Source organism: Pseudomonas sp. Au-Pse12, from assembly GCF_021341665.1.
Classification (GTDB): domain Bacteria; phylum Pseudomonadota; class Gammaproteobacteria; order Pseudomonadales; family Pseudomonadaceae; genus Aquipseudomonas.
Genome location: NZ_JAJTTH010000001.1, coordinates 704,900 through 726,835, shown reverse-complemented (window position 1 = coordinate 726,835; position 21,936 = coordinate 704,900). Strand labels below are relative to the sequence as shown.

At 54.1% G+C, this 21,936-nt stretch carries 18 protein-coding genes and 3 pseudogenes; 12 read left to right on the top strand and 9 right to left on the bottom strand.

Translation table 11 applies throughout. The annotated features are described in order from the left end of the window. Window positions 1-153 precede the first annotated feature (153 nt). The 3 genes from LXM55_RS03235 (at window position 154) to LXM55_RS03225 (ending at window position 2,097) form a co-directional block, all read left to right on the top strand. Window positions 154-480, top strand: coding sequence for a hypothetical protein (locus tag LXM55_RS03235; RefSeq protein WP_233318508.1), 327 nt, complete (start codon window positions 154-156; stop codon window positions 478-480). A gap of 188 nt (window positions 481-668) precedes the next feature. Continuing rightward, window positions 669-1,637 carry a toll/interleukin-1 receptor domain-containing protein gene (locus tag LXM55_RS03230; protein WP_442799734.1) on the top strand — a complete coding sequence of 323 codons (969 nt, stop codon included), beginning with the start codon at window positions 669-671 and terminating at the stop codon, window positions 1,635-1,637. 82 nt (window positions 1,638-1,719) lie between these two features. Further along, window positions 1,720-2,097: a hypothetical protein gene (locus LXM55_RS03225; RefSeq protein WP_233318504.1), complete on the top strand. Its 378-nt coding sequence runs from the start codon at window positions 1,720-1,722 to the stop codon at window positions 2,095-2,097. A 92-nt stretch (window positions 2,098-2,189) separates the two neighbouring features. On the opposite strand, the gene LXM55_RS03220 is transcribed toward LXM55_RS03225, so the two are convergent. From LXM55_RS03220 to LXM55_RS03205, 4 genes are all read right to left on the bottom strand, one after another. Continuing rightward, window positions 2,190-2,381: an MbcA/ParS/Xre antitoxin family protein gene (locus tag LXM55_RS03220; protein ID WP_233318502.1), complete on the bottom strand. Its 192-nt coding sequence runs from the start codon at window positions 2,379-2,381 to the stop codon at window positions 2,190-2,192. A 238-nt stretch (window positions 2,382-2,619) separates the two neighbouring features. Next, window positions 2,620-4,560, bottom strand: a complete 1,941-nt coding sequence (locus LXM55_RS03215) for a DUF3732 domain-containing protein (RefSeq protein WP_233318500.1) — start codon at window positions 4,558-4,560, stop codon at window positions 2,620-2,622. Then, a complete protein-coding gene (locus LXM55_RS03210) occupies window positions 4,557-5,042 on the bottom strand; it encodes a three component ABC system middle component (protein WP_233318498.1) in 486 nt (161 codons plus the stop codon). The genes LXM55_RS03215 and LXM55_RS03210 overlap by 4 nt, the downstream gene beginning before the upstream one ends. 3 nt (window positions 5,043-5,045) lie before the next feature. Next, window positions 5,046-6,257 (bottom strand): ABC-three component system protein, encoded by a 1,212-nt coding sequence (locus tag LXM55_RS03205; protein WP_233318497.1) that lies wholly within the window; start codon window positions 6,255-6,257, stop codon window positions 5,046-5,048. 335 nt (window positions 6,258-6,592) lie between these two features. Here LXM55_RS03205 and LXM55_RS03200 point away from each other — a divergent pair, with 335 nt between their 5' ends. Continuing rightward, window positions 6,593-7,066: an ImmA/IrrE family metallo-endopeptidase gene (locus LXM55_RS03200; protein ID WP_233318496.1), complete on the top strand. Its 474-nt coding sequence runs from the start codon at window positions 6,593-6,595 to the stop codon at window positions 7,064-7,066. A gap of 145 nt (window positions 7,067-7,211) precedes the next feature. Beyond that, window positions 7,212-7,841 (top strand): hypothetical protein, encoded by a 630-nt coding sequence (locus tag LXM55_RS03195; RefSeq protein WP_233318495.1) that lies wholly within the window; start codon window positions 7,212-7,214, stop codon window positions 7,839-7,841. Between the two features lie 425 nt (window positions 7,842-8,266). Here LXM55_RS03195 and LXM55_RS03185 read toward each other — a convergent pair whose 3' ends face one another. From LXM55_RS03185 to LXM55_RS03170, 3 genes and pseudogenes are all read right to left on the bottom strand, one after another. After that, window positions 8,267-8,905, bottom strand: coding sequence for an HAD family hydrolase (locus LXM55_RS03185; protein ID WP_233318494.1), 639 nt, complete (start codon window positions 8,903-8,905; stop codon window positions 8,267-8,269). A gap of 55 nt (window positions 8,906-8,960) precedes the next feature. Next, a complete protein-coding gene (locus LXM55_RS03180) occupies window positions 8,961-9,458 on the bottom strand; it encodes a hypothetical protein (protein ID WP_233318493.1) in 498 nt (165 codons plus the stop codon). Between the two features lie 497 nt (window positions 9,459-9,955). After that, window positions 9,956-10,689 (bottom strand): annotated as a pseudogene (locus LXM55_RS03170) (metallophosphoesterase family protein). A 209-nt stretch (window positions 10,690-10,898) separates the two neighbouring features. Between LXM55_RS03170 and LXM55_RS03165 the strand changes: the two are divergent. The 3 genes from LXM55_RS03165 (at window position 10,899) to LXM55_RS03155 (ending at window position 14,735) form a co-directional block, all read left to right on the top strand. Next, complete coding sequence (locus LXM55_RS03165; RefSeq protein WP_233318492.1) at window positions 10,899-11,372, top strand: helix-turn-helix domain-containing protein; 474 nt, start codon at window positions 10,899-10,901, stop codon at window positions 11,370-11,372. A gap of 736 nt (window positions 11,373-12,108) precedes the next feature. Beyond that, a complete protein-coding gene (locus LXM55_RS03160) occupies window positions 12,109-12,510 on the top strand; it encodes a helix-turn-helix domain-containing protein (RefSeq protein ID WP_233318491.1) in 402 nt (133 codons plus the stop codon). A gap of 767 nt (window positions 12,511-13,277) precedes the next feature. Further along, a complete protein-coding gene (locus tag LXM55_RS03155; protein ID WP_233318490.1) occupies window positions 13,278-14,735 on the top strand; it encodes a toxin-antitoxin system YwqK family antitoxin in 1,458 nt (485 codons plus the stop codon). Between the two features lie 93 nt (window positions 14,736-14,828). Here LXM55_RS03155 and LXM55_RS03150 read toward each other — a convergent pair. Beyond that, window positions 14,829-15,035: pseudogene (locus tag LXM55_RS03150) on the bottom strand (histone-like nucleoid-structuring protein, MvaT/MvaU family); the annotation flags it as partial. Window positions 15,036-15,748: 713 nt separating this feature from the next. Between LXM55_RS03150 and LXM55_RS03145 the strand changes: the two are divergent. From LXM55_RS03145 to LXM55_RS03130, 4 genes and pseudogenes are all read left to right on the top strand, one after another. Continuing rightward, window positions 15,749-18,415: an ATP-binding domain-containing protein gene (locus LXM55_RS03145; protein WP_233318489.1), complete on the top strand. Its 2,667-nt coding sequence runs from the start codon at window positions 15,749-15,751 to the stop codon at window positions 18,413-18,415. Window positions 18,416-18,547: 132 nt separating this feature from the next. After that, the gene (locus LXM55_RS03140) at window positions 18,548-19,225 is read left to right on the top strand and encodes a hypothetical protein (protein WP_060839261.1); all 678 of its coding nucleotides are present in this window, start codon (window positions 18,548-18,550) and stop codon (window positions 19,223-19,225) included. 63 nt (window positions 19,226-19,288) lie between these two features. Then, window positions 19,289-20,251 carry a hypothetical protein gene (locus LXM55_RS03135; RefSeq protein WP_233318488.1) on the top strand — a complete coding sequence of 321 codons (963 nt, stop codon included), beginning with the start codon at window positions 19,289-19,291 and terminating at the stop codon, window positions 20,249-20,251. Window positions 20,252-20,257: 6 nt separating this feature from the next. Further along, window positions 20,258-20,722 (top strand): annotated as a pseudogene (locus tag LXM55_RS03130) (transposase); the annotation flags it as partial. Between the two features lie 151 nt (window positions 20,723-20,873). On the opposite strand, the gene LXM55_RS03125 reads toward LXM55_RS03130, so the two are convergent. Beyond that, the gene (locus LXM55_RS03125; RefSeq protein WP_233318487.1) at window positions 20,874-21,935 is read right to left on the bottom strand and encodes a TniQ family protein; all 1,062 of its coding nucleotides are present in this window, start codon (window positions 21,933-21,935) and stop codon (window positions 20,874-20,876) included. Between the last annotated feature and the right edge of the window lies 1 nt (window position 21,936).

The following is a 21,936-nucleotide window of genomic DNA, read 5'->3' as shown; positions in this document are numbered from 1 at the left end:
CGGACGCTTACACTGCGCATACCTGCAACGGGAACGGATCGCTGGCCTTTCTCAAATACAGTTTGGTAATCCCCGCCCTAGCACAACCTCAACAGTGCCTTTGTGCCTCGTAATGGCTAGAATCACCGCTCTAACGCCTGAAGGAAGCCGTGAATGCCAGACTCCAGAAATGAGCTACCCCTTTGCCCCAAGAAGTATATCCAAACCATCAGCTTGGTTAAGGGGCCCGGCTACCCTCTCACGCTCATACGCAGTAAGCTGGAACTCAACGAGACCGCCGAACTCATTTTTTCCGAGTTCGCCGACAGCTATTTTCTGAAACTCGATGACCAAGACAGGTGGGAGAATCGGCGCGTGGGAATGATCAACGCGGTGTCGACGATGCCGTTTACGTCGCTCGAGATCTTCAAAGAAGAAATCGCGACCTGGTCAGCAGATGACGTTGCCAGAGCCCAAAGCGTTGAAGGCTTCGGTGGCTAACGGCGCTCTCGTCCCACATTTACAGCCCGCTGCATTCTGATCATAACAACTGCTCCGTCGCCTACCCCGTGGTTCTGCGGTTGGCGGGATGGTGCCTCGAATAAATGTTCCAGCAAAGCCCAGGCCTGTACTTCTTCTCTGAGCTGACCATATGATCGGAAAGCAGCCAATGAATGGGAGTAACCATTTTGCCGAACGTGTTTTTCTCTTACTGCCATGCAGACGAGGCGCTGCGCGACCAGCTGGAAAAGCAGCTTTCGATGCTCAAGCGCCAGCGGGTCATTGAGACCTGGCACGACCGCAGAATTGGCGCCGGTCAAGAGATCGATGCAGCCATTGACGATCACATCAACAGTGACGAAATCATTTTGTTGCTGGTTAGCCCTGATTTCATCGCCTCAGACTACTGCTACAACATCGAGATGGCCCGCGCGATGGAGCGCCATGCTGCTAAGGAAGCGATCGTCATTCCTGTGATTCTTCGCCCGTGCGATTGGCACCACGCTCCCTTCGGCAAGCTGCTTGGCACGCCTCGAGACGGCAAGCCAGTGACACTTTGGCCTAATCAGGACGAAGCATTCCTGCAAGTAGCAAAGGAGGTGCGGAAGGCCGCTGAGCGATGCAGCGTCAGCCCAACGGCTATATCAGCGCGATCTGACCGCGACGATTTTTCTGTAGGTGCAGCGCCCTTCCCTTCGACACCGCCTGGCCCTAGGTCAAGCAACCTCCGGATGGCTAAGAGCTATACCCAGCTGGACAAAGACCGCTTCTTGCTCGACAGCTTCGAGTACATCTCCCGATACTTTGAGAACTCACTGACGGAGCTCCAAGTACGGAACGCAGGGTATGAAGGGGTCTTCCGCCGTGTAGATGCAAATCGCTTTGCTGCGAGTATCTACAAGGATGGTCACGACGTTGCGAAGGCAACTGTGTTCACCGGTGGCCAGCTAGGCGCGGGGATCTACTACAGCCATGGGGATTCGTTTGGCGGAGGCTCGTACAACGAGGCGCTAACGGTTGATACGGACGATCAATCCCTATACCTGAAGACATTCGGTATGTCGTTTCATACTCGGCAAGACCAAAAGCTTTCTCAAGAAGGTGGTGCCGAAACTCTTTGGAGCCTTCTGATCGCACCGCTCCAACGCAATCGTTGAGTCACGAATTCGCCAGAGCACGGTGCACTGGTCTCGCTTATCCCGCTACCAAAGCGTACGACCCACATAAAAGGCTCACATTATGGAAGTAGTCCGGCTCGCTCACATCACATTTAACCGCATCGGCTCAGCTAGTGGTGGCGGAGGTTTCCGTAGCCAGCGCCAGGTCAAATTTTCTGCTGAGATGACAGAAGCGGATCAATCGACTCTACGGCAATTAGTGATCGCAATAGCCGAGGCAAATGGTGAGGCGGCGGGAGCCTTGGAGAACCTGAACTATGAACGGAGCTACGCAGGAAAATTTGTATTCAACATCCAAGGCTCGAACACCTTTTACAGCACCGCTTATGCCGAATGTCACATCATCCATGCGTTAAAGGCCAATGGATGTTACTTCAAGCTTGAGGCGATCGATGACAGGGACATCACACCGTTTGCTTTTTCTGAGAAGGCAAATTGAATCGCATCACAGGGCACAGCCACCCGCAGAAAGAATCGGCGCCCCACCACCAGGCCAAGGATTCCTTGGCTCGAACCCTAGCTTGTTATTTATCAGCCGGCATATCCATGATCGATCTGCGTCAGCACCTCAATAACCCGATCTAAGCTTTCCTGATCTTTCACGAACTCCAGCGGTATCATCCCATCGAAGAGGTGCCTCGGCGTCGACAGCCACACAGCTGCTCTGGCTTTGTCGTCGAACACCGCTTCAGCTTTTTGCCACACAAGATCGAAATTTTGCACAACCCCTCCGCACCATCAAATTCGCCATCACCGTGTAAGCCTGGCCAGACGTCAATCACGGTGGGGTTGCGCCCAGAAGAAGATCCATGATCTCTGGCCTGGTCAACCTCATACCTGAGTGCTCATTTCATAAGAGTATCAAGCCACTTTCCCTGAAGCGATCTCAGCAGACTGCAAGCCCCTTGCGACACAAAGAGCTTTTCACTTCCAAGACCCAAGTCCCTCCACCCTCCCCGACCTATTGCGAGTCACTCCTCCTCGGCCAGTCGAACGGGATGAGTGCATCCTCTGAAAGCTTATGCCAACGCTTACGCGTGGCGGCGACATATCGTTGATCATCCCCAAAGAAGGCGTGCTCAATCAGCAGCACCTGTAAACCCTTCTGTGCAGCGGTCTCATTGAACAGGAAGTCCAGGTGCCGACGCATGGCCAAGACTTCTTCGTTCTCACCGATGGTCGACTCATCTTCGCCACGCTGTGGATAGTAGGGGCGGCTAATTTGGTCAAATGCCAAGAACGCAGGAACCGGCGCATTGATCTCTCCAAGGTACTTTTGTAGCGCAAAGGACAGCGCGATATGGATGGCCAGGTAATTCTCATCTGACCCCGCATCTGGCAACCGTAATACCGCTTGGGAGTGTGCTTCGATAATCGCGACATCCGGGGGCTTGGAAGAGAACTCCAACTCAGCGCCAACGCAAACACCGCCCGTTGGTAACTGGGCAAATGCCTCTGACAGGAACCGGGATACTTTGCGCTCAGCACGGGAGAGCAGTACCTGTTTGGCACCTCTATCAACGAGTCCCTCCAATCCTTGGATTTGTTCTCGCAATACATTGAGGTCAGGGCCAGACGGTGGAGTTGTCGGATTCATTTCCAAGAACTGAGATACCTTGCCAAGCAAATGGGCCTGGTACTGGGCCAGACTATCCAATCGCTTTACTTCGTCGCTCTGCCGAATCCAAGTCTTGAGGCGCTCATCAACGTCTTTGAGCGTGAGATTGAGCCTGGCAAGCTCCAGTTGCAAAGAATCCTCATGCTCTACCAGGCGAGGTCGGACATTTTCGACCGCGACGCTCTCCGATCTAACGATATCCATTGAGTGTCGGATAGCCTCAGATATCGAGACGCCGCGCTCACTCGGAGTCTCGCATATAGGGCATACCTGGCCCACTACCTGAAGGTGCTCAGCGATTTTAAGCTTGTCGTACTGACGCAGTACTGCACCCTCAAAACCCACCATCTCCTGCAGTGCAGTTCGAGTTGCGCGAGACTTACGTCGAACTTTTTCGATGTCGCTGAGCAGGCTACGCCGCTGCGCATAAAGATTGGCCAGCTCACTCTCATTAGGATTCGTATCAACGCTCGGCTTGAACCGCTTGACTTGAACCAGGGCGCCCTGCAACTCACTTTCGGAGGCTTCGTCTGAAGGGAGGTTGCACAGCCCGCTGCGGTGCGCGTCCAGGAGCAACCGCATCGCGTGCTTCTTGTAATCACTGCCCGCAGCCAGGCGAGTACGCAATTGCCGCTCCTCGCGCTCAAGCTTCTTGCGAAGATCGCGCAGTCGCCGCTCCTGAAGCACATTGTCTTCCGTCACAACGCCCAGGAAATATGGCATCGTTTCGATGATGGCCGGTGCCTCATCAGCCTGATCAAGCCCGTGAAGAAGCGCCGTTTCGTTATAGATCACATCTTTTGGGACGAACATGTAGGCCGTCGCATGGCGCACCGTTGGACGCCATTTTCGGAAGGTCTTGTCATCGGAGACATCAGGTACACCGCCTATGCCGAACGCGCGCTCGATATAAGACTTACCTGCATCTAGTGTTGTGGCGCCTTCGAACTGTTCTACGGCGTTCGGAATGGGGAGATTACGCCCGTTACTGACGAACATCCGCGTACTGGTTCCTTTACCCACGGGCGGAATGAGCCGACCTGTGATTATCTGAGCCTCACCCAGTACCCACTTCACACCCACCGCAAGGCTGTGACGCTTCACATGAGCTGCGAGCTCACATTTGCTGGAGCCAAGGCAATAGTCGATAGCCTTAATCAACGTCGACTTACCTGTACCGGATGCCCCGGTGAAAATATTAACCTCTCCAAGCTTCAGGTTGAGGATGCGAACACGCCCACCTTCCCCAATAAAGAAGATGTCTGAAATGTTCCAACGGCTCATAACTCCAGCCCCATCATGTCGAATACCGTCCTTGTCGAGCCTGCCAAGGCCAGCCAGCAGCCCAGGCGCTCAATGTGTTTGAAGGTTTGCTGGGTGTTTTCGCCAAGCTGTTTCGTGAGGCCTTTCGGCACGCTAGAGACACCAGGGACTAATCGGCCTTCGGCATTGATCACGAGGAGGTGGCTGAAGCAGGCAAACCGGATGGCCTCTGTCACGATGTCCAATGAGCCATTCACGCGACCAGCGAGCCGGAGCTGAATGACTGGACTACGATGAAGCCATTCCAGTAGGCCTGTCCGGCGATTGGTGCGGTCGAACGTGGTTGCGAGATCACCAGACAACGCTAGAGGCAGGACTACGTAACACAAAGCGATTTCCGGATCGGTGTCGCATTGGGAACGATAGGCACCCACAAACGTAGCCAATAGCGCAGCGCAATAAGCCGGATTGGTTTCGGCAAAAATGTCATGGGCAATGACCATGCTCTAGTCCTTGAGAAGTTTTCGGTAGTCCGCGTGCCATCCAACCTGAAGGTCGATGGCCAGTACCTGAAAAGTGCCTCGAACGTAGTAGTGTCCTTGCCAACTAGGGGCAATGGGCTCAACTTGATTCGGGGCAAGTTCGTGAGTCCAGCGCAGAAGCTCCAACCCCTTGGCTCGCACTTGAGAGGCGTCGAGTTCCTCGCAGTCCTCGGCCATCTGGACATGCCGATCTGACCAGTACTCGGTGAGCTTGGCGTCGTAACCTGCAATCTTTGAGCGCATTTGCGGATTATCGACGATCCATTTTGATCGCTGCTCCTTCGCTCGCCATTGCTCGCGAACGGCCTTGGAGACGTCCGATCCCTTACCATCGACCAAAGCAATCTGGCGGTACAGCATGCCATCAGCTTCATAGTCCTCGGGGTGGTTGATCAGATCGAACTCGGCTACAAGTTTGTCCTCTTCCAACTGGACAATGATTGAGGAAATACAATGCTCCATCTCGCTGCGCTGGATGACCCGCTCACGCTTACCGCAAAGGGTGTAGATGACTTGCTGATCCCACCATGCAAGCAAACGTTCGGCGGCCTTTAGTCGTTGCTCCTTGGGGAGGATGTGCAATCTTTTAGAAACTACGTCAGGGATTTGCCCGATGGTGACGCTGTCCTGCTGAATATGAATTCGCCGAAGTAGACTCAATCTGACCGAAGCATCGAGAGCAAGAAACGCTTCACAGCCACCGGCACGTGGCCCATGAGGAGGTTTGTCACCAGCAGCTTTTGCACTAGCACGCTCGTCCACTACCCTGGCAGCCTCCTCAACCATCGACTTGAGCAGCGCCTCACGATCAGCTTGCTTGTCGCACAGCGCCAGCAGTGGTGAGTTATCCGGCACCTTCCCCACCGAAACGAGATGGAAAGTCGTGTCGGCGAGCGAAACCAGAGGCAAGGCGTCGATCCATACCCTGATTGTCTTCCACAGCGCTACGGATGCCAGAGTGACAGCCGGAGGATTGTCCTGGACGGAATGCTTGAGCTGGAAGAGCAACTTCTGCCCGTTGGCCTTGAGCTCCACATCGTCCAGTCTCTCAACGGCCACAGCGGCGTCGTCAGCGGTCTGCGACATTAGCGTCAGCAATGCAAACTGACTCTGAAAGTAAAATCCCAGGGCGGCTGGCGACGCGTCGTGAACCGTATTTGATTCTGTGTCATCCATAACCTGCACAAAAGCCTCCCGATGTAGCAAGTGATACAAATTTGCCAACCGAAAGATGATACCAGAGTGCCATCTAAGAAAGTCAGGCGAGGACATCATGTGTCCCCCCCTCCTCTATGCAGCCCTGCAGCACGCAGGCCATCGAACGGTTCCGGTCTGTCATCCCTTCGATAACGCCGTGACCGAACCCAGGCGGTGGCTTTCGACGAGCCACTTCTAGGGATCTGCATTCCATCCCGAACTCGCGTGCTGCTGTTGAAAGTCCCAATCATGCGGGGCATGGCTTTTAGGCTATTGTGCTCAAGCCAATGCGTTGGAGCAGGCCTGTAAACGGAATGACGCCCCCCAGAAACGGAAAGTCCAAAATTGAGCACTATGCCAAGGGAGAGCTCTTTGAGCAGAAGGTGTTCGATTACCTGTCAGGTGAGCTAGCTGCCGGCAGACTTCTCCTCACCCCTGAGTTCAGCACGATCTATCGTAAGAAGAAGTACTTCTCCCGATACCGAGAGAGCTTCAACGCTTTCGCCGCCTACTTGCTCATGCCAAAGCAGGCTTTTTTAGAAAGACTCGCGCGCCTTGCGGTGATTCACAACATTCGCAACCGCGGACACGGGTTCCTGTACCTGGATACCCAGCCCGTGAACTATCAGCTCGTTCAGTACGTGTCAGATGATTTGAGCAAACACTTCAATGTGTCCAGGACTGCGGTACGATTGCGCTTGATGAGCCTGGGCTTGCTGGTCGATCCCACCTCTACGAGCGGACTGGCGCCCTCCACCAGCCAGATTGTCAGCCGCAGGCGCGGATGATAGTCTCCCCGCCAGGTGCTCGGTAGGTGCCTGCAGTCCACGCCGCGTAGCTTAGGCACTATCGTGACAGTTGAAAGACCCCGACCTGACTCTTATCAGGTTACCTTGTAGTGGACGCCAGGCCAGCCCCTCCAGGAGCTGCACAATGCAGGTTACCTACAGCCACATCAAGCAAGTTAAACGTGTCGCTAAAGCGCTGAAAGACACGTATCCCTCCCTCAAGCTCGGTCAGCGTCAAGACAAGGCTGCCATCCAGGAGCTGGGCGTCAGGAACTACCACGAAGCGACCCGCCGGTATGACCAATGGCTCATGCTTCACGCCCACACCTCTCCTGATTCCGATGGCGTGAGCAAATGCTCGTTCTGCGAGTTCAGCTTCGCAGCTGACCTCAAAGAAGATCGCGAAGCTCATCGAGAGATTCATGAGCGCTTCCATGAGGCGAGCGAAGCTTTGAGCTACAGCCCTGCTCACTATGCTCAGCGCGAAGTGATGAAGCGTGATGGCCGTGACCAGGCGCTCTGCGCAGAGGACCTCGAGGCACGGCTGGAAGGCTTGCTGTTGCTGGTGCGCGGATGGTTTGATCGCTCTCTGTCGAAGGCGATCTATGGTGAATACTGGCGCAAGCACCCTTCGTTCGACCTTTATGTGTCCATGATTCAGGACACACTCTCTGGCAACTATGCCGAACTGAAAGCCGTGCTCAAAATCCGCTATGGATACAATCCAGGCGAAATCACCGCGGGTGACAGTAACTGGTATCCGAAGGCTCGTTAACTAGTGAACAAGGCCTCATCTTACCGATGAGGCCTTTTACATTTCCATTAGTTAGATGCTGATCCCGTGATCGAGGCGCATGAGCCATTTATAGATCACTGAATACCCTGTTGGAGTGGACAACAGGATGCATGGGGCTTGATGGCCAAACCCTACTCTTGGAGCTTCCATCCAACCAGCTCTGAGCGTGGAGCTCCCATACACCTGGTTTGCGACCCGACATATCTGCTGGTACCAAGCGATGAAACTGCGATGCTCAACGCTCCAACAAGCAATCACGTGGGCAGTGCATGGCGCAACAATTTCAGGCCTGGTCATGCTTAAACCTCGGAATGACTATGGGCCGTACTATTCCGGCTCAATATCTTCCCTCGCTTGTTTCGTTACTCACCCGCCATTACAGCAGGCGCGTCCAAAAAGGTGGATCAGTACGAATCCTTTGCGACTATTGCCCTGGCGAACTCAAGCAAGTCCCGAAACCGTCCCGCCCCTGAGCGATCCAGATGTATACCCATAATTCCGCAGGCACGCGGCCCTTGCTCGTCGCATTTCTTTGAGTCGCCCACCATGAAGACCCGCCCATGCTTCGGTTCCATTATGTACCCGGATTCAATACCAAGCATTGAGCATACCCATCGGTAAATGACAGGGTCAGGCTTCATCATGCTGCACTCTGCGCTAAGAGCATAGGCATCAAGGCCCGGAACCAAACGCCGTACCTCTTGGCAATAGGGCCCTGCCAGATTCGAACAGACACCAACTTTTATGCCCGATGCTCTGAGTAGCTCAATCGCTGCCCAGGCATCATCAAACACCCGAATAGACTGCAGCTCGAGCTCAAGAGCATCCTTCAGTTCTGCCAGATCTCCAGAGCCTAGGTTGATTCCCAGGGCATCCGCGGCTTCCTGGAACCCAGCGTCATGGGTCATGATCCACCGAAGGTCGTCAGAGGATGCCACGCGGCCTTGCTTTACGCCCAGGCGCAGGAGCTGCCTGTATGGATTTTGACGGTTCTGGATTTCAACAAGCGTACCGAAGACATCAAAAATCACCGCCGCAATCATCAAAGTATCCTAAAGGAAATGAGGATTGATCATAGGCACCTTTAAGATAATACGGCTAGCGAACGACAACGCCGTGTTGCGCCAAATCGCTCACCAGAGTCTTGCGACGCAACATGCGCGGGATCTTGAAGACAGTCCTATAGCTGTAGAAAAGCGCCATTGGAATAAACAATAGCCCGAGACCGTAGGTGGCAGTTGCAATAATGATCCCTGCTGGAACCGCGGCCACAGCCATCGCAATTCCTTTCAAAACGCTTGACCTTGCAACAAGCCTCATATGATCAAGATCATATTCTACTTTCCCATCGGGCTTTCCAACTGCCACCAAAACAATTGACTTCTTGGTGAGGTGCTTGAAATACCAAGTTCTCGGCGTGTCGGTCAACATAGCACCATGGCGCTTGAGGTAGTCGAGCATCATGACCTCTTTAAAGTGAAAAGTATTTCCTAGGTCATCTTCGCAACGAACCGTGTCATATAGCGTGTCAAGATCGGCACTGGCTTTGAGATTAAAATTCTTGACAGTCAGCGTGAGCTTCTTGAGATTGGACATGCATCTTCCTTAGGCACATTAATCTACGGAGCGGCAGCGGAATCACCCTAGCTGCCAAGAACTTGAGACGAGCGAAACCCGTGGTTTGAATCACTCGCATGAATCGCCCCCTAGTTGAGCCAGGGAAGCCAAGTTAAACGGGGTTGCGCTTTATCCAGTACCGGGCGTGAAAGCAATCGGCTATGTGCCCATCTCGCTTGTAATCACGAAGTGATCGTTCCCACTGACACTACGCATGAGCTTGAATCCAGCCCTCTCCTTCACAAGCTGCAAAGGGGGGGTGGCAATGGTCATCCCATTCGCGTTGACGCCAGATAGATCGCTGAAGACCGTGGCTGCATACCGCTGGCCAACGCGCCCAGCCTGGGACAAGTACGCATCAACGATGACGCCCCAGTCCTGGCGCTGTGCCCGAACGACTTCCGTGGGCACATCCGTATTCAGTGGCGTGCTCTCTCGGAGGTCAAGAAAATCCAGGGCTTTCGCAGAATCCGACATCAAATTTCAATCTCAAAGAATGGGTCAAAACCAGTACTCTCCCCCGAGTAGCCACCGGGGTTCGACACTACTCTGCAGCCCGCCAACGCAACATCTGTAACCTCATGCGTGTGACCGAACACCCATACATGGGCCTTCTCGATCAGGCGCGGCCAGTCGTTCGTGTACGCGGCGGTCAGATGCCCTTCATGCTTCTCATCGATCAAAATGGGGGATGGTGCATGGTGGGTGACCACCACCGTTTGCCGCCAAACGGTCGAGCAAGCTCTTGAGTGAGCCAGTCCCTGGCGATGTGATTTCGGGCAACTAGGTCATCCGCTCTCAACCGTCTGTAGTTCGAGTCGGCCCTGATGTACTTGAAATCGTTCATGCACTGCCTGGCAGCGCTGCTAGCCGCGATCTGATCCCCTGTGGCGGTGAAGTCAGTCCAAGCAGTTGTACCCAGGATCCTGACGTTGTCCAGAACCAAGGCTTCGTTCTCCAGCACGTGGACATGGCCGGCCGAGGAGTCCTTCATTTTCTGCAAGGTGCGATCGATGTGGCCGTCGTAGTACTCGTGGTTCCCTGCGATGTAAGCGACTTGGCAGGCGAAGGTCTCGTTTGCCCAGTGGATGCCACTGGCCTTTTTGTTGATGTCGCCGGCGAGGATTATCAGGTCAACCCCAGCATCGAGGGGCGGCGGGTCGAAACGGTGAAACTCGGCGTGTAGGTCTGAGTAAATTCTGATTCGCAAACGCTGGCTCTTGAGGATTTAGCAGTAAATTGACGCGCACCGTATCTATCAGCGCGGCGAGCGCATGGGCATGCCGATGAGATGTATTGAGGGGTTCCCAGTACTCCCATCAAAACTCAGGCACAGTGCCTATGCATTCTCTCCAGGCACTATATTGCATGGAGCGGAAGCGTGCAATATGGCTTTATCCTCAGCTTTGGATGCTCCAAATGTCGCTGAGAGAACCACTCGCCGCTGTCCTGAGGCTGTCGCGCGCAGCCCAGAATCTCTCCCAGGAGGACTTCCATGGTCGGGTAGAGCCTCGTCAGCTCAGCAATATCGAACACGCTAAAAGCAGTCCTACCCTCTCCACCCTCGAAAACATATCTGCAGTTCTCGACATAGATCTAGTCGCTCTCCTCGCCGCGGCCTCCTCCCATGCGCGCCGTCAGACACCCAAGGAGTTTTTGAAAGATTTGGCCGGCGAGCTTGGCAGACTGGAAAAGCTAGGTGTCCTAGACAGCCTCGACGGCGAGTTCAGGGATGGGAAGCTTCACTCGGTGCATCCGCGCATCCGCTCGAAAGAGATCAACCGGGCGGCAGTGCTTAAGTGCAAGGCTGAGGGGAAAACGCAGGTGGAGACTGCGGGGCTGCTGGGACTTGGGCAGTCGACGGTTAGCAGACTGTGGAAAGATGACCATTGAGCGTCTACCACTTTTGCGGCGGTACGAACGCTGAGCACCGTGAATCTTACTGCCCTGTCCAGAGCTGACGGACAGGATCCGAGCGAGGGCACGTGCTTGTGCCTCGGAGCTGAGTAAAGTTCCGGCCAGCATCGAAACAGCGGCTATCACTAGGGGATATCCAATGACTCCTGAATTTCAATCTCACAGCCCCATATCGAGCTCAACACGAAGGGGTTTAGCGCCATCCGGTACGCCCTTTGGGGGCAAGGCATGAAGTAACCTGTGAGCTAGATACCACCGATAGCACTCAAGGATTGCCACATGCTTGGGCATATCATCAAAGGCAGGCCAGCTCAGATCTGTAGCTTCCAGAGCCCCTTGGAGAGCCTCTAGACCCTTCACGCCGACCCATTCACGGCGCAGATACCGTAACAAATTCCGACTTGGTCTCTTCCCGTGGTTACGGAGTAGATCAGCGACAAGCTGCTGCCAGCCGTCTCTCCCGATGTGCGCACAGGCTGCTTGCCAGATGAGGTCTTCATTTGGGACGGTCAACCTCGCGCCCATTGTGCACCTCCTTTTTCTTGGATCACCGCAGGGGCCATACACGCGCACTAGCGCGTCGTCGATTTTTACTGGTCGGATGCTCTGTTCCCAGTCATGGTAGGCTTCGGGTTCAATACGTAGTCTCCTATCGACCAGGCTTTAGGAAATGGACGATGATCATTGATTGCCAACCCGCCGAAATCGCTGCATGGCTCTCAAGACTTCCTTCGCCAGCGTTCTTCGGGCCCTACGTCACAAACGGGACATTTCTCGGCGAGACTTTGCGGATACGACTAGCCGCACGTATCTATCGAAGCTTGAGCTAGGTAAGTCGAGCATCACACTGGACAAGCTCGATCAGATTAGTCGGCGCCTAGATCTCAGTCCCCTTACCCTGCTCATGCTGACCCTTAGCGAAGATACCGGCAAACCTCCGTCAGAGCTGCTGAGTAAGCTAAAGATCGAGATCGCGGAGCTGCAGCAAGATGATGGTCTGCCAGGCCTTCTGATCACTCCAGAAATGCTCTGCCGCAGAAGACCACAGTTCAAGAGAGCTGGCAGCGGTAGGGAACGTAACTCAATGCAAACTGAACTCGCGTTCTTGGAGTGAACGCCCCCATTATTGGTGAGCATGGTCTTGAGCGGGTTGTATACGTCAGCCCCTGGATTGCATGCTTTAGGAGTAATGACCTATGCAGTGTCGTTGTCCAGAACTAGAAGATTGCGTCAGCTATGGCGAGTCTGAACAGGATTTTCGTAGAGGCTTCACATTCCTGGAAGAGCGTTCTCTAGTGCACCTTTACCGTTGCGATCAGTGTCAGACCAGTTGGCAAATCGATGTCGACGGCCGAAGCGATCTCGCTATCAAAGTAGCCGCGCCTGAGCAATGGTCATCCTTCAACGACCTGCCCTTACGGCGAGGTTTTTTCGTCAGGTTTCATGGCGGTGAATGCGATAAGGAATGCATCTGGGCAAGATGCTCTCAACCCGCCCTGCTCGGTATGGCCATCTGTGTCGATCATGCGTATCCGGAGTTCTCTGGGGAATCAGGAGGTCTGTGATATTCCTTCTAGCCTGGAACATCAGCCTAATCAACGAGGCTCGTCGCCCGTTGAGGAACGAAGGGCTTGACTGATCAAGCCCTTCAAGCCTCTCTCCGCCCCTACGCTTCTCGGCAGTGACGGATAGCCTTCTCGATACGCAAGCGTCCAGCATGAGCCAGCTTCGTAACGCCAGCCTCTTTAGCAACGGCATCACCCTGCCTTGCCGGGAAAACGTTGAGCGACGCGGGATGGCACATTGGAATCATCTCGCGCCTTCCCTACAATGTATTCCTTTCAGATCGGCATGGGCCGGTACGGGGATAAGGAGATTCTGGTGTCTATCATTGCTCGCCGCTATTTCGCACTAAGTGCGATCGCCGTCGCCTCTCTCAGCCTTTCCGGTTGCTTCACAGAGGAAATCGACAAACGCCAGACCCAAGAAATCCAAGGGCTGCTTTACAAAATCCATGCGGATGATCCTTTTACAGGGCGCGTAGTTAATTACCCCATGTCGGTTTTGGGGCTTTTCAGCGTGGGCTCCTGCGAGGTCGACTTCAAGAAGGGACTGCCTGATGGTGAGATGCGCTGTTCAGACAATTCTGGTCAATTGTTAGGTGTAGGTCACTTTAAAGCCGGGAAACGAGACGGCGAAGAAGAAAAATTCGATGCTAAAACCGGGAAGAAGACTGCTGAAGGGAATTGGAAACAGGGTCAGCAAGATGGACTGCAGGAGCAGTTCAACCCTGAGAGCGGGGAGCGAATTTTAGAGGTTCACTACGTTTCCGGTCGAAAGGAAGGTAGGGAGCGTGCCTGGGATGGCCAGGGAAATGAGCTCATCGCTGACCTCGAGTGGGAAAACGGCAAGCAAACAGGATTCGACAATCGTGGTACCGATCATCGAACCTACCTAGCCGGTAAATACAATGGCCCCCAGAAGTCGTTCGGTCTCGATGGCAACCGCTTCTACGTCTCCCGTGAAGAGAACTACATGGGCGGCGATCTCCATGGCACTCAGAAGCGTTTTGACGCCCGCGGCAATGTAACGGAGTTGAGCGAATTCGAGCATGGAAAACTGCGTGCCCGCACCGTAGATGAGTACAGTTACGGTGGTCAGCACGTCCACCATGTTAGCCGCTTGGCGATCAAGGAAGACGTAAATGAGTACATCGCCAGCGACCTCAGCAATGACGGCCTAGAGCAATATTGGGACGACGAAGGCCACCTGCTTCGGGAGCTGCAATGGAATAAAGGGCGACTGGTCAGTGCGACTGCGTACACATGGGTCGGCGATAAAGAGGTTGGCAGGTATCAAGGTGTAGCTCGAGGAGGTCAGGCTCATCAAGATGCCGTCGTAAAGCATGGCCAGGAGCGAATTTACGACCGAAATGGTGATCTTGAAGCCGTATTGGTTTGGAACGCTGGTCAGATCGTCAGCACGGTGGTCAACCTGCCAACTGATCGCCGCAGTCAGTACCCAGGGAAGATGGCCTTGATAGATCGCAATTGGGGCTGGGGGAGTCCAGTAGATGAGATACCAGACTTCGAGACACCTAGCCGTTCCGGTGGTGGTGGTTACGCAATTGATCACGTGACCATAGTTGACATCCCCGCGGTTGGTCAGGCCATTCAACCTGCGCAGGTAGTGCCCAGCACTGTTCATGTAGTGGCATCAGCGCCAAGCAATAACACTGATGCATGCGTCCAAAGCAGGGTCGATGCCGTTCATGCCGAAGATCCGGAAGCGCTGATCAGGGCTGACATGCTCGAAGAGTTCGAACAGGACTGCAAATAACTCACTGAGCACTGCACAAGTGACCTAGCAGATCTGCCACCACCTGGGGCATCGTAGCGATGCCCCGCACTATCCGAAGCCCACCGAGCCTGTCTAGGCCACCCAGGACTCGATCTCCTCAGCATTATACTCAGTCTTCCATTGCTTAAGGAGCTTGTGACTTCCTCCTTTAGTCTCGACTACCTCACCGTTATGGGGATTTTTGTAGGTCTTCACGCTGCGAGCCCTTCTCGAAGACTTCTGCGGCGCTTGGGCTGTACGAGTGCGCTGGCCGGCCTGAGGGTCAAGGATTGTAATGATGCCCGAGAAATACTTTGGATCACAGAGCTTGGCTAGCTGGTAGTTGCATACGAACTGGGCTCGCCTGGGTAGTTATCCCGGACGAGCAGATCGATATCGACGCCCTTCAATGCTTAGCCTATAAACTGCTCGCTGATGGTGTGAGAGGCCTCTTCACAAACTTTGCCCTTGGCGGTGCCGGTGCGATCTCTGCATCAGCGCAGATCCGCCCAGATATCTACGTCCAACTGCTGCAGCAAATGGAGAGTGGTGATGTCATCTCTGCTCGCGCGACGCTCTATCAAACTGCAGCCTTGGATACAAATGGCGTTCAGCGAACCCAACCCAGTATGCAGGGGTTGATCAAGAGCGAGCTACCTCCACCTATGCTCAGGTGCATATCAACTTCGATTGCGCGTCTCGAATGTCTGCTTGCTGGCTTAGTTGGCTCACCGGCCCTGCAGGCCACGTGACCAACCAGGTGTCATTTGAGGACGTGATGCTTAGCTCTAGAAGCACCACGCGCTCCAGAATCATGTCGTCGACCGACCGCGAGTATGGTTGGATGCCGGTTCACGTTAAATCGAACTCACTCATGGCAATTCGCTAGCAACTCCCGCTGCCAAGATTTAGGATTTGGATCAGCCGACAGACATTGTCATCTTGAGCCAAGGAAGCTGCTCACTCGCCGCCTTACGCTCAGGCCACGACCGTTCGAAACAGGGAGAGCTTCAATGAGTTCCAGCGATGCCGAGAAAATTGCCAATGACGCGTTAGATTCGTTCCAACAAATTGAACAAATTGCTTCCAAGCAGCTCGCCACCGGAAGTCGCGAAGCCTCGGAGGCTTTGGCCGTCGTCAATACCTTCACTGGCGCGGCGGCCGTCGAGCAGATTGCTTCCATCTCGGATGACGTGACCAAGTCACTGATAAGCCTCGTTCGAGAGCCGGCTGTGTCGCGGATAGTGGTGGAGAATGAGAAAGGCCAGGTTGAGACGTACTACATCTGTCGCACGACTGGAGGATTCATCCTCAATCACGGCAAGCTAGCAGGTTACCGCTCTCCTTTCGGTCGCTTGGCTGCCCACGGCGCAGGTGATGACGTTGATTTAGAGATAGCGGGCAAAAAAGTCAGCTACCGCGTCTTGGATAAACTCGAGTTAAAGCCTCAGAAAAGCGCTGAGCTCTGGGACTCAATCGATAGCATTTGGCAGCAAGAACGCTCAGCACCTCAGACGATCCCCTCTCTTCGCAAGGTAATTCAGCCGGACGACGAAAGCGGTTCTTTTTTTGCAATGCTCGCCGGCAGTTCTGAAACCGAGAAGATCCGGGAAGGTGTACGTCACGAGATCCGAAACGCTATGGCCCTTCGAGACCAAGCGATCCTCGACAAATTCCAGGACGAAATCTTCCGCCTTTCTGTAGACCACCAGCTCATCATCCTTGGCCCACCTGGCACAGGAAAAACAACAACCTTGATCAAACGTCTTGGCCAGAAGCTGGACTGGGAAGCGCTTAGCCAGGAAGAACGCCTTCTGCTGGGCCCACAATCTAAGCGCTCACGCTGGATGATGTTCACGCCGTCAGACCTTTTAAAGCATTACGTCAAAGAGGCCTTCAATCGAGAGAATGTGCCGGCTTCGGATGAGCACATCAAGACCTGGAGTAAGCGCCGACATGAACTGGCAAGGTCGACATTTGGAATCCTGAAGACGGGCAACGGAGGCACATGCATTCTCAAGGAGGATTGCCAATTCGCCCCGGTGGACATCAACGATGATCCGCGCCAGTGGTTTGCTGATTTCAAAGCTCTTCACCAAAGCCGCCTCCTCGCATCTCTGAAGGAAGGCGCAATTTTACTACGAGATTCGGCCCCGAACCTGGTAGATGCGGTGGTGCACAAGCTATTTGCAATGTCAGATGGACTTCGACCAGAAGGATTGCTGAGCGCCTATGCCGACTGGAACCATCTCGAGACGCGGATTGATCCTATGCTTAAAGCTAGCCGCTCAACCACAGATGACCTGATCCAGAAGCAAGGCAACCTTCTTCACAATCGCAACAAGTCTGTATTTGCGGAAATGGCCACTTTCCTCGATGGCCTCGGCCAGAATGATGATGAGGACGAAGACGGTTCCGAATTTGATGATGATAGCGCTGAAGAAGGCTCTCCTACCCCATCACACACGGCAGAGCTCAAAGCATTTAAAGCTTACCGAAAGTTTCTCCAGGCCTATGCGCGTACTCGTTACCGCGATAGCAATTTAGGTAAGGCAAGCCGCGCAGCTCAGCTACGAGACTGGCTCGGGGATCGAGTCCCTTCAGATCAATGGCTTGAAACGCTCGGACGAGAGATGTGCTTTCAGAACGCCTTACGGCGGTTTAGGGACGCCTGGAAACGCTACATCCTTGATGTTCCAGCAAGCTACAGAGCATTCCGCCGCGACAGCGTTACGCTCGATCGCTATAGCTATCAGCGGCCAGAGCACGCTTCCCACATCGATGAGACAGAGCTCGACGCAATTCTTCTCCTCATGCTTCGATCCGCTCGCGAATTGATCCGCCAAGATTTTGTGAAGCGGCATATCGACGAACCTCGCTTCACCGAGTTGGCCAGGATCTCAAGCCAGTTCCTGCAGCAAGTCCTAGTGGACGAAGCCACGGACTTCTCGCTCCTACAGCTTGCTTGCATGGAGAGCCTTACCGATCCGTCCATTGAATCGTTCTTCGCGTGCGGAGACTTCAACCAACGGATCACAGGGAATGGCCTCAAGCACCTCAACCAGCTCGGGTGGATTTCCCCACGCCTCAAGCCACAGCGAATCAACACGGTGTATCGGCAGAGTCGTCTGTTGAACAGCTTTGCCACCAAACTGCTTGACCACATGGATGGAGACACTCAAGCCGTAGGCAGCCTGCCGGAACACTCCTCTCACGAAGGTGTATCGCCTGTGCTAGGCGAGAACCTCCGCGGTGAAGACGTCGTGACCTGGGTCGCCGAGAGGATCTTCGAGATCGAAGATCAGATCCGCTCCAAAAATGAGCCGGTGCCTACGATTGCCGTCCTGGTCGCATCCGAGGCGCAGGTGAAACCCGTCGCCGATGCGCTTACTAAAAAACTGGAGAGCAGGAGTCTGATTGCAGCTCCCTGCGTCGATGGGCAGTCACTGGGTAACCAATCAGATATCCGGGTGTTTGATGTCCAACATATCAAGGGGCTCGAGTTCGAAGCAGTGTTCTTCATCGGGCTGGATGAGCTCGTAGAAGCCAAGCCTACTCTGTTCCAGCGATTCCTGTATGTAGGGGCCACCCGGGCAGCGACTTACCTCGGCATGGTCTGTCACAAGAAGCTTCCTCCGGCCCTGGAAGACCTCCGGCCCTACCTGGCCAATAAATGGTGAAGCTTCGGTAGTCAGGCCATTCCCCAAGGAGAGTAATCCCAGCGGCAGTCTGCGTAGCTTCTTCGCCACAGCTGCCGCTGATGTACCTGCTCCAACCACTGTCAGACAATGACTAAAAAGGCATAGACAACCATGAGTAAAGACACTGGGGAAACCATCTCACGCACCCTGCGCCAGGTGTTTGAGTCGGGAGAAAAGTATCCGAAAGGATGGAATTTCGATTGGCTAGAGCCGCATTTTTTTGCCCTAACCAGGGTCGTCCTACCAGGTAAAAAAAACAGTCGCTTGCTCATCGAAATGACGCCCGACCAAGTCGACGCTTTGATTGATCAGGAGCGAGCCGATCAGAAAACGACTGAAACGAACAAGCACGCAGTAGAAAAGAAGCGGAAAAATCAGAAGCTGAAACAGCTCAAGGCTGATCTGAAAGCGCTGCAAGATCAGCTCGAATCGCTTGAGGAAAAATCGGCGGATCAAGAACGTAAGCTGAAGAAAGCCCACCTGGGGCTCGAGAAAGCCACCGAGGAGAATGCTGAGCTTCTGAGTGAGTATTCGGCAATAGCCGAAGCGCTTGAGGAGCAGAGGTCGATGACAGCTGCCGAAAAATCCAAGCACCTCGAGAAGGACAGAAGGATCAGAGAGCTGGAGGAGCTATCGGAGCGCCAGAAGGGCGCCATGATTGCTCACAATGTGAACTCGGGAGACAAGGAAGACCGATCATTTAACACATCGTCGACAGTGCTTGAGCAGTCCATCACCAAGGTCAGCAGTAACAAGCCACTCGATGGATCCTATGCCTCCAGGCAGTAGCTGCTTCGATGGCCTTTTCAACTGTCCACTCGTACCGGCATTTTGCTCATAAAGGTGATACGGATGACGATGCTACAAAACGCTGTGAACTCAATTCGGCTTGGGGTAGAGGATTTCAAGACTGCTGCTGAGGATGAGGCTCGTGCCCTCTCCTCCATCCGTAACCTAACAGCAGGCCTGTTACTGCTTTTTAAAGTGAAGCTACAGGCCCTTAGCCCACCCGGCTCCAAAGAAGCACTGCTCAAAGAGAGAGTGACCCCCATTGTAGGCCCAGACGGCGAAACTTTGTGGGTCGGAAGCGGAGCCAAAACCGTTGACGTCGCTTCGATAATTTCTCGCCTTAAGGGCTTGGGTGTGGATGACGTAGAGTGGAGTTTGCTCGAAACCCTCACCAAAACCAGGAATGAGGTTGAGCATTACCACACCACTCGCCCTACGGCGGTGCTCCTGGAAACCGTTGCGAACTGCTTTTACCTCATACAGCAGTTTGTACCTCGGTATCTTGAGGTAAGCCCTATCAGCCTGCTAGGCCCAGAAGTATGGGGTTTCCTGACAGAGCACGAAGCGTTCTACGAACGCGAACGAAAAATCTGCATGGAAACACTGGCATGCGTCAGTTGGCCAACAGACATCCTTGCCTGCGCAACAGAACATCTGAGCTGCCCATACTGCAGAGCAGAGCTGGTGAAAGCGACGGGAGATCTCGACTCCCTTTCGACTGTGTCTTTCCATTGCACCCGATGCGATGCCAGCTCATCCTTTGTGGATGTAGTGGACTCGATGATCACAGGACGCTACTTCGCCGACCTCTACATTGCCGCTACACAGGGTGGGGAAGACCCATTGGAAGTTTGTGACCACTGCTTACGCAACTCATACGTCATCGAAGAAGAGAAATGCGCCATCTGTGGGGATGGCCCTAAAGCTCCAGAATGCAGACAGTGCGGCACCACGCTGGATGAAGACGAAGGGGATGATGACGATAGGATCTGTGGCTACTGCCGTTACGTTTTAGAGATGGATTGAGCCGCAGGTTTAAAGGCCTCAAACAGCGCCCGTCAAGCGCGCTCAACATGGATACGCAAGCGGAGCACCATGGTCGCGGCTCTGCTGCGCACGGTCTTCGCTCAGGACAGCCGTGCCGAATGCCATCAGCAATGGCGCTTGGTCGCTGATCAACTGCGTGAGAAGTACCCCAAGATCGCGGCGCTCATGGACGGCTGCGAGGATGAAGTGTTGGCGCACATGGCCTTTCCCAAGGCTCACCGGCAGCAACTGCACGGCACCAATCCGCTTGAACGGTTTAACGCTGAGATCAAACGCCGCATCGATGTGGTTGGGATTTTCCCCAACGATCCGGCCATCACGCGACTGGTGGGGGCGATGCTGCTGGAACAGAACGACGAGTGGTGCCTACAACGGAGATATATGCAGTTGGAGGCCTTCGAGGCGGTCAGCGATAATCCACAGGCCAAGTTGTCGGCCGTGATCAACTAAACGGCAAGCTCAATGGCCAGAGCCATGATGAGTTACACCACTTCCTGGGACACGATCTCGAAACCAATCTCTCCGGCCTAACTCGACCTCTCCAGCTAACGCGCGAACAGCGCAATCTCTCCTTCCGCACGAACGACGAGTCGAGTCAGATTTAACGCTTCGACCTCCGTGTGCGCAGCGAGCGCAGCACTGCTCCATCGAGCGCTTCCAAAAAGCTTGACATCGAAGTGGAGGATACCGCTTCGAGCTTGGCCAATTTCCCTCGAAGAAAACTCATTTCCTCTGCGGTAAGCAGCATGGTCATCAAGTGCGCCAACTGCTGTGGTGAGGATGGTAGGGTTCTGCGGACGCAATGGTCGTATTGCCCCAAGTAGGCTATCTCGGCCTGGGATACAATACCGCTCAACCACCCGACCACGAGCAACGCACCCATTCGCTGGTAGGGATGACTGTCATGCAATCCGTACTCAATACGCTCACACAGATCCAGCTTGAATCTGCACAGAACCTGTTGGGAGCGAGAAAATCCTGCCGAAGCTACACCACCTGGTGCGAATGCCGTTCGCTTCGCAAGCAGCAACCCATATAGAGTTTCTACTCCCTCGGTGAGAGCCTGCCCAGGTACCAGAGACTCCATCCATTGCTGCACGCGGATTGTGATTCCTGCAATCCGACGATCAAAAAATGAGTCCTTCGTTGGTCGTACAGTAGTTGAGTAGAGATAGGCATCCCAGATACGTCTCTCAGGGGAAAACGTATCACGGGGCCTCATCAGCGCGCGTTTGTGAGCGACACAATATGAGCTGGTCGTGTAGCACCAAGATTGGCGCCAGATGGGAAATCCAGTGTTCATCATGCTTTCGATCAGGCACTCATAGCAGTATGAGTGCCGAAAGTGGATGTGAAGCAATGAGGACTGCTGTGGCGCAAATATCCTCGTAAGGGAACCTACATCGGTACCGTAGGTGGCACTTATCACCTTGAAAAGCTCACAGTTACAATCAAATTCGATGTCCTCGAATGCAGGAAAAGGCCATGGCTCTACAAATCCGGGAACCACATGCCTGGGGTTGGAAAAGGCCCGATTAATGGCCTCACGGAACATATGAGGATTCTGGATTCTGTTTCGAGCGAGGCCCCGCATCACCCAGGAAAGCAGTGTTTCTCCCAGAATGAAGCGGGGCGCTAACCCCGAAGTAAATTCGTCAAACAAA